This is a genomic window from Streptomyces sp. CO7 (assembly GCF_053474865.1).
In genome coordinates, this window is record NZ_JBRIOU010000006.1 from 276892 (window position 1) to 284595 (window position 7704).

General features: G+C 72.4%; 10 protein-coding genes and 1 pseudogene. 4 read left to right on the top strand and 7 right to left on the bottom strand.

The features are described from left to right. Nucleotides 1-299: 299 nt before the first annotated feature. The 4 genes from ACOV8S_RS22720 to ACOV8S_RS22735 form a co-directional block, all read right to left on the bottom strand. Nucleotides 300-1073, bottom strand: a complete 774-nt coding sequence (locus ACOV8S_RS22720) for a class I SAM-dependent methyltransferase (protein WP_448319847.1) — start codon at nucleotides 1071-1073, stop codon at nucleotides 300-302. Then, complete coding sequence (locus ACOV8S_RS22725) at nucleotides 1019-1954, bottom strand: DUF998 domain-containing protein (RefSeq protein ID WP_448319849.1); 936 nt, start codon at nucleotides 1952-1954, stop codon at nucleotides 1019-1021. Before ACOV8S_RS22725 ends, ACOV8S_RS22720 begins: the two co-directional genes overlap by 55 nt. A 145-nt stretch (nucleotides 1955-2099) precedes the next feature. Further along, nucleotides 2100-2519: a VOC family protein gene (locus ACOV8S_RS22730; RefSeq protein ID WP_448319851.1), complete on the bottom strand. Its 420-nt coding sequence runs from the start codon at nucleotides 2517-2519 to the stop codon at nucleotides 2100-2102. Between the two features lie 10 nt (nucleotides 2520-2529). Then, nucleotides 2530-2946 (bottom strand): helix-turn-helix domain-containing protein, encoded by a 417-nt coding sequence (locus tag ACOV8S_RS22735; protein WP_448320124.1) that lies wholly within the window; start codon nucleotides 2944-2946, stop codon nucleotides 2530-2532. 147 nt (nucleotides 2947-3093) lie between these two features. On the opposite strand from ACOV8S_RS22735, the gene ACOV8S_RS22740 reads away from it, so the two are divergent. Both ACOV8S_RS22740 and ACOV8S_RS22745 read left to right on the top strand, forming a co-directional pair. Beyond that, the gene (locus tag ACOV8S_RS22740; protein WP_448319853.1) at nucleotides 3094-4068 is read left to right on the top strand and encodes an LLM class F420-dependent oxidoreductase; all 975 of its coding nucleotides are present in this window, start codon (nucleotides 3094-3096) and stop codon (nucleotides 4066-4068) included. Between the two features lie 97 nt (nucleotides 4069-4165). Further along, nucleotides 4166-4609 carry an SsgA family sporulation/cell division regulator gene (locus ACOV8S_RS22745; protein ID WP_448319855.1) on the top strand — a complete coding sequence of 148 codons (444 nt, stop codon included), beginning with the start codon at nucleotides 4166-4168 and terminating at the stop codon, nucleotides 4607-4609. 136 nt (nucleotides 4610-4745) lie between these two features. On the opposite strand, the gene ACOV8S_RS22750 is transcribed toward ACOV8S_RS22745, so the two are convergent. Next, entirely contained in the window at nucleotides 4746-5243 is a 498-nt protein-coding gene (locus ACOV8S_RS22750; protein ID WP_448320126.1) for a DUF6328 family protein, read from the bottom strand. Between the two features lie 206 nt (nucleotides 5244-5449). Between ACOV8S_RS22750 and ACOV8S_RS22755 the strand changes: the two genes are divergently transcribed. Further along, on the top strand, nucleotides 5450-5797 hold the full coding sequence (locus ACOV8S_RS22755; protein WP_448319857.1) for a hypothetical protein: 348 nt from the start codon (nucleotides 5450-5452) through the stop codon (nucleotides 5795-5797). A gap of 124 nt (nucleotides 5798-5921) precedes the next feature. On the opposite strand, the gene ACOV8S_RS22760 is transcribed toward ACOV8S_RS22755, so the two are convergent. After that, on the bottom strand, nucleotides 5922-6905 hold the full coding sequence (locus tag ACOV8S_RS22760) for an aldo/keto reductase (protein WP_448319859.1): 984 nt from the start codon (nucleotides 6903-6905) through the stop codon (nucleotides 5922-5924). 177 nt (nucleotides 6906-7082) lie between these two features. On the opposite strand from ACOV8S_RS22760, the gene ACOV8S_RS22765 reads away from it, so the two are divergent. Next, the gene (locus ACOV8S_RS22765) at nucleotides 7083-7535 is read left to right on the top strand and encodes an SRPBCC family protein (RefSeq protein WP_448319861.1); all 453 of its coding nucleotides are present in this window, start codon (nucleotides 7083-7085) and stop codon (nucleotides 7533-7535) included. A 24-nt stretch (nucleotides 7536-7559) separates the two neighbouring features. Here ACOV8S_RS22765 and ACOV8S_RS22770 read toward each other — a convergent pair. Then, nucleotides 7560-7704 (bottom strand): annotated as a pseudogene (locus ACOV8S_RS22770) (ribonuclease HI); the annotation flags it as partial.

Consider the following 7704-nt stretch of genomic DNA (forward strand, 5'->3'; position numbering starts at 1 on the left):
GCAGACGCCGGCGGCCAGGGCGAGGACCGCCGCCGGCGTCTGCTGCGGGTCGGCGAGGAGAACCTGCAGACGGGGCGTCAGCGGGCGTCCGGCCGGACCGCCAGGGCGCGCAGCAGTCCGGGGAGATCGTCGGCGGGGCCGTAGGCGTGGGAAACCGCGAACCAGGGACGGTCGTCCAGTCCGTCGAGAGCGTGTGCGGGTTCCCTGGGCCGCATCGTGCCAGGCCGCTCCGACACCTCCGGTGGAGCGGGCCGAGGTGGGAGCGGTGCTCGGGCGCGCGGTTCCGGTGGGCGGACCTCTCAGGCGGGCACCCCGGGCCGCCGGAAGAGGCCGGCCCAGAGGAAGGGCTCGCCGAACGTTCCCGACCCGGGAGCGGGCCGGCGCATGCGCCGGAGTTCCACCTCGGTGAGGTCGGAGAAGATCCACCGCAGGTCGTCGTCGCCGTACGCCACTCCCCCGTGCAGGCCGGCGTCCCGGTAGAGGGCGAGGTCGGACAGTTCCGTCCCGGAGTTCTCCTCGCCCGCGGCGAAGCAGCCGATGCCGAAGGCGCCGCCGGGGGCGAGGAAACGGTCCAGGAAGGCGAGGTAGCTGACGCGGCGGTGCGGGGGCAGGTGGTGGAAGCAGCCCGAGTCGTAGATCAGGTCGTAGGGCCCGTCCAGGTCGCCCTCGGTGAGGGTGAAGGCGTCGGCCCGGTGGAACCGCGCCTCGACGCCCGCCTGTTCGGCGCGTTCCCGCGCCCAGGCGAGCGCCTTCGCGGAGAGGTCCACCGCGTCGACGGCGAACCCGTGCAGGGCCAGCCGCAGCGTGTTGCGACCCGGACCGCAGCCGAGGTCCAGGGCGCGGCCGCGGGCACCCGGGGCGACCATGCCGCGGTCCAGCCAGGACGCCAGGCTCTCGTCGGGATCGGCGGCGAAGAAGGGCACGCCGCGGGAGCGGTCCGCGTAGAACCTGTCCCACCAGTGGGCGCCGTCGTCCGTCCAGCGGTCCGCCCCGGGGGCGAACAGGGCGTCCATCAGCCTCAGTACGTCGTCGGTCGTGCGAACACTGCGCCTGCTGCGTGGGGTGTGTTCCATCGCTGAATTCTAGGCGGGGAAGGGGAGTTGACCCAGGTCGGATGCGTCGGGCGTACCGCGTGGAGGGGCCCTGCGGGGCCCGCGCGCACCGCGCGGCCAGGCGCTCCCAGGACTGCCCCGCCGCACCGCGAGCGGTGCCCGCGGCGGCCGTGACGGCGCCTTTCCGTGAGCCGCCGAGGCCGCCGGTCCGACTTCTTTCGGCGCGCCCCCGCACGGGGCTCCCCGCCACCGGGCCACGCCGTCGGCCAGGTCGGTCCTTCGAGACGGCCGAGCAGGCCGGCCAGGCCGAGGGCGAAGGCCCACAGGAGGATCGGGTAGGCCGCGACGCGCTCCATGCCGCCCGTCCCCAGACCGAGGTCGCGCTGGAGCAGGAGCAGCACGCAGCCGGTCGACCCGGTGGTCGCCGCGACCACCGCGGCCCGGCGCCACAGCTTCGGGACCCGGTCGGCGAGGCCGGCGCCGGCCAGGAACAGCGCCACGTTGCCGACGGCGAGCGCCAGCACCGCGCCGAGCACGTGGACGGGCTCGTCGACGTCGGCGGGCGCGAGGCCGGCCAGGGCGAAGCCGGACGCGGTGGTGGCCAGCGCGGCGCGGGCCGCCCACCCTGCCGGGCCGCGCCGCCACAGGCCGCCGGCCAGCACCACCCCGGCCAGGAACAGCACGCTGAGGGCGATGAAGGAGCCGTTCATCAGGTCGTGCCGCGGCGAGCAGACGTACCGCGGCTCCCGTCCCTGCGGGCCGCAGGTGACGTTGCCCAGGTCGCTGATGTTGTGTGCCGCCCAGCTGTAGGGGCGCGGCCAGGCGGACTCCACGATCGCGTGGATCACGAAGAACTGGGCCACCCCCACCACCCACGCGGCCTGTCCGAGCCGATCGCCCACCTGCGCCTCCTCGCACGACGTCGGTGGGACCAGTCGACCAGTCGGCAGCGGTCCCGGCACCCGGGACGGCCCCCGTGCGGGTGGGCCGCTCACCCGTCCGGGCCGCCGCGCCGCGGAACCGGCGGCCGCCGAGCAGAAGGGTGAGTCAGCCCTTCCGGGCCTGCTGGAAGCGGATCATGTTGCCGGCGGGGTCGCGGAAGGCGCAGTCCCGCACGCCGTAGTGCTGGTCGGTGGGCTCCTGCAGCACCTCGCCGACACCGGCGGAGCGGATCCGCTCGAAAGTGCCGTCGACGTCGTCGGTGGCGAAGATGACAGCCCGCAGCAGCCCCTTGGCGAGAAGCTCCGCCATCGCCTGCTGGTCGGCGGGCGAGGCGTTGGGGTCGGCGAGCGGCGGCTCCAGCACCACGGAGACGTCGGGCTGCGCCGGGGAGCCGAGGGTCACCCAGCGCATGTTCTCGAAGCCGACGTCGTTGCGCACCTCGAGCCCGAGGGCGTCGCGGTAGAAGAGGAGCGCCTTGTCGTGGTCGTCGACGGCGATGAAGCACTGCGAGAGTTTGATGTCCATGCGCTCCACGCTAGGCGCGGGGGGCGGACTTCGCTTCTCCGTTCCTGATCGGTCGCGTGTACAGCTTGGCGACGCAGGGCGGCACGGCCGCGCCCGCCGAGTGGTCCCGGGCCCGGTAGGCGCTGGGCGTCTCGCCGACCAGCTCGGTGAAGCGCGAGCTGAAGGATCCCAGAGAGGTGCAGCCGACCGCGAAGCAGACCTCGGTGACCGACATGTCCCCCCGGCGCAGCAGGGCCTTGGCCCGCTCGACGCGGCGCGTCATCAGATAGCTGTAGGGGGTCTCCCCGAACGCGGCGCGGAAGCTGCGGGAGAAGTGGCCGGGCGACATCAGGGCGACGGCGGCGAGCGCCGGCACGTCGAGCGGCTCCGCGTAGTCGCGGTCCATGGTGTCCCGCGCCCGGCGCAGCCGGACCAGATCCTCGAGCATCACCCGTCCAGCCTGCCACAACGGCCGGCGGCGGACCGGCGTTCGGGGCCACTCGCCCCTGGTCCGGCGGGGTCGGGGACGACGGTGACGGACACCGAACGGCCCGCCCCGCGGTTTTCCGCCCCTTATGTCGGGAACGCGGCGGACATGGTGCGATTCGGCTACACGATGATGACCGAGCAGGCAGGGCCCCGGGAGCTGGTGGGGCACGTGGTGCGGGCCGAGGAGGTGGGCTACGACTTCTCGGTGACGTCCGACCACTACTTCCCGTGGCTGCGCGAGCAGGGGCACTCCCCGTACGCGTGGGCGGTGCTGGGCGCGGCGGCGCAGGCGACCTCGCGGATCCCGCTGATGACGTACGTGACCTGCCCGACCTACCGCTACCACCCGGCGGTGGTGGCCCAGAAGGCGGCGACCCTCCAGCTGCTGTCCCAGGGGCGGTTCCGGCTGGGCCTGGGATCGGGCGAGAACCTCAACGAGCACGTCGTCGGCCAGGGCTGGCCGCCGGTGGACGTGCGGCACGAGCAGTTCGAGGAGGCGGTGGAGATCATCCGTGCGCTCTTCGACGGTGGGCACGTGACCTACCACGGGGAGCACTACCAGGTGGACTCCGCCAAGCTGTGGGACCTGCCCGACCAGCCTCCGCCGATCGGGATCGCGGTGTCCGGCGAGCAGTCCTGCTCCCTGGCCGGCCACTACGCGGACCTGGTGATCGCGACGGAGCCGAAGAAGGACCTGCTGGACCTGTTCGACCAGCACGGCGGCGAGGGCAAGCCCCGGGTCGGGCAGCTGCCGGTCTGCTTCGACCCTGACCGCGAGGCCGCGGTCGCCCGGGCGCACGAGATGTTCCGCTGGTTCGGGCTGGGCTGGAAGGTGAACGCGGAGCTGCCGCATCCCGACTCGTTCGCCGCGGCCACGCAGTTCGTGCGGCAGGACGACGTCGCCTCCTCGATCCCCTGCGGCGACGACCCGCAGGCGTACGTCGAGGCCGTGCGGCCCTACGCCGAGGCCGGCTTCACCGAACTGGCCTTCGTGCAGATCGGCGGGGACGAGACGCAGTACCCGTTCCTGGAGTGGTCCGAGCGGACGCTGCTGCCGGAGTTGCGCAACGCCTTCGGCTGATCGGCCCGCCCGCGGAAGTCGTGGTCATGGCTGCCGTGAGTGGGGGTAACAGGGTGGGCACGGTACATCTCCCGTCCACTCCCCCCCGGAGGTCTCGATGAAGTCGAGCACGTTCGTGCACAGGGCCGTTGTGATGCAGCTCCAGTCCGGCGGGAGCGGCGACGACGCCAACCGCTTCGCGGTGCTCGCCCACCTCAGCTACGACATGGAGGACCCGTTCGCGGTCACCGCCACCTTCAGCCATGACGGCCGGGTGCTGGCCCGCTGGCGACTGGCCCGGGAGATGCTCGCCGAGGGCCTGCGCCGTCCGGTCGGCGAGGGCGACGTGCGCTTCTCCCCGCGGTACGCCCGCGGCTGGCACGAGCTGCGGATGGACTTCTACGGGGAGCACAAGGGGGACGGCGAGCGGCACCACGCCGTGGTGCACGCCTGGGCGCCGGCCGTGGAGCGGTTCCTGGAGGAGACGTACCGGGTGGTCGCCCCCGGCGACGAGCAGGTCGAGGTGGACAGCTTCCTCTCGGAGCTCCTGGCCAACGGATGAGACCACGCCTGGGGCGCGGCGCGAGAGCCCCGGCCCGGTCCTCACGCCGGACGGGCGGGGCGGACGGAGCAGGAACTGGACGGACGAAAGGCCCGGTCCCCCGATGGGGACCGGGCCTTCGACATGCCGCCCGGGACTACTTCGACGAGGTGTAGCGGTAGCGGGTCCACAGCGGGAGCACGAACCAGCACAGGATGTACCAGGAGAGGACGCCCGCGACCAGGTAGGGCACGAAGCCGTCGTGGGTGGCCACCCGCATCACGAGCAGCAGTGCCGAGGTCATGGTCCCCAGCAGCAGCAGGAGACCGATGAAGGTCACCCGCGCCGCCCACTGCACCGCCTGCGGCTTCACCCGGCGGCCGGAGACTATGCGGTGCAGGGCGACGGGCGCGATGAGGGCGCCGGTCGTCGCCGCGCCGAGGACCACCGTGACGAGGTAGATGCGCCGGTCGGTGCTCCCGAGTTCCTCGTAGCCCGGCTGGAAGACCACCGTGAGCAGGAATCCGAAGAGGATCTGCACACCGGTCTGGGCGACCCTCACCTCCTGGATCAGTTCCCCCCACTTCCGGTCGGCCGCCTCCTCCTCCGTCTCGTTGCGGCCCTTGTGGAGCTGCCGGCCTATGCCGCCGCTCAGGCCGTCCCCGTCCGCGGATCGGTTACCGCTCACCCTTACTCCTGTTCGCCGGGTACTTCGTCCGAGTGCCCCTTCTGCCCGTGATTCCCCAGGCCAAGCAGGGGTGACCGGTGAGTAGGCGGTCGTGCGGTTTCGGGCGTCGGCGGCGCGGATACCCGTCAGGCTGCAATCAGGCAGGCGATCTGGGCCGAGGGAGTCCGTTGACCATGACCGGCACACAGCTCACCATCACCCTCTCCGGAGGACACTGCTCCGACGCCCAGGCGGTGCTGCGCACCCTGGAGCCCGTCTTCGGGCCTCCGGACTCGCAGCCGAAGGACGAGCACGCCACGGTGCACACCGCGGTCTTCGGAAGCGACGAGGGCTCCGCCCCCACCCCGCCGGACACCTCGGGACGCACGGGGGTCGCCGATCCGGTGACCGTGACCCTGCAGGGCACGCCCGAGGCGGTCCACAAGGCGGGCGAGACGCTGTCCTCGGCGTTCACGGTCCGCGACCAGGGGACCGTGTCCGGGGACCAGGAGCAGGAGCGGGAGCTGCTCATCGAGGCGTGACCGCGGGCGGTACGGCACGGCGGGCAGCACGACACCGCAGGCGGTACGACACCGCAGGCGGTACGACGGAGGGCGGGACCGGTCGCAGTGACCGGTCCCGCCCTCCGTCGTACCGCGCGTGCTGCTACCAGCGGTTCTCGACCTGCTCCTTGATCCTGCGCTCGTAGAGCTCGCGGATCGCCGCCAGCGTCTCCTCGGAGAGCAGCGGCAGGGAGGCCGCCCCGGCGTTGGTGCGCGCCTGCTCCGGGGTGCGGGCGCCGGGGATCACGGTGGTGACGCCGGGCTGCTGCATGATCCAGCGCAGCGCGGCCTGGGCGGGGGTGAAGCCCGCGGGGACCAGGCCGGAGAACTCCGCCGCGGCCTCGACGCCCGTCGCGTAGTCGACGCCGGAGAAGGTCTCTCCCTGGTCGAAGGCCTCGCCGTGCCGGTTGAAGGTCCGGTGGTCGTTCGCCGCGAAGACGGTGTCCTTGGTGTACTTGCCGGAGAGCAGCCCGGACGCCAGCGGGACGCGCGCGATGATGCCGACGCCGGCCTCGGCGGCCGCGGGCAGCACCTCCAGCAGCGGCTTCATGCGGAACGGGTTGAGGATGATCTGCACGCTGGCCACGTGCGGCCGGGCGATCGCCTCCAGCGCCTCGGCGCAGGTCTCGACGCTGACGCCGTAGGCGGCCGTGCGGCCCTCCTCCACCAGGGTGTCCAGCGCGTCGAACACCTCGTCGGTGGAGTAGACGGCCGTGGGCGGGCAGTGCAGCTGAACCAGGTCCAGCCGCTCCACGCCGAGGTTGCGGCGGGAGCGGTCGTTCCACTCCCGGAAGTTCTTCAGGACGTAGTTCTCCGGGATCTGGTCGACCCGGCGGCCCATCTTGGTGGCCACCGTGACGTCCAGGTCCGGCCGGCCGCGCAGGAACGCGGCGATGGTCTGCTCGCTGCGTCCGTCGCCGTAGACGTCCGCGGTGTCGAAGAAGGTGATGCCGGACTCCGCGGCCGCCTCGAGGACGGCCAGAGCGTCCTTCTCGTCGACGTCGCCCCAGTCGGCGCCCAGCTGCCAGGTGCCGAGTCCGATGACCGAGAGGTTCTGCCCGGACCTGCCGATTACTCGCTGTTCCATACCGGCAAGTCTGTCACGCCCCGTGGCGCGGCGGCCTGCCGGGCACGGGTCGCGGGCACGGACCCGGCTGCGGCCCGGCCGCGGAGAGCGGCCTTCCGCTTTCTCGCGCGATCCGGTTTGTCTCCGGAACGGGCGGCAAGACGCACGTCACGCAAGCTACACGAAGGAGGACATCACGTGTCCGTGATCGAGGAATCCATCGAAGTCCGAGTTCCTGTGCACACCGCGTACAACCAGTGGACGCAGTTCGAGACCTTCCCCGAGTTCATGAGCGGGGTCGAGCGGATCGAGCAGCGCACCGACACGCTCACGCACTGGGTGACCAAGGTGGACGGCGTCAAGCGGGAGTTCGACGCCGAGATCACTGAGCAGATCCCGGACGAGTGCGTCAGCTGGACCACCGTCGACGGGGACACCAAGCAGGAGGGCCGGGTGACCTTCCAGCCCGTCGCCCCCGGCGCGACGAGGGTGAACCTGCACATGCGGCTGCAGCCCGAGGGCGCCGCCGAGAAGATCGGCGACAAGCTGGGCTTCGTCGGGCGCAACGCCAAGGCCGACCTGGCGCGCTTCAAGACGTTCATCGAGGAGCGCGGCACCGAGACCGGCGAGTGGCGCGGCACCGTCCTGTGACGGCGCCACGCCGGTGACACCGCCTCAGCCGGCCGCGCGGCACTCCGGGTGGCCCCAGCTCTGGCCGACCTTGGCGATCTCCTCGCCCGCCGGATAGCCGCGACCGCAGACTCCGCACCTGCCGGGGAACTTGGCCTTCAGGGTCCTCGCCGACCCCCCGGAAGCGGCC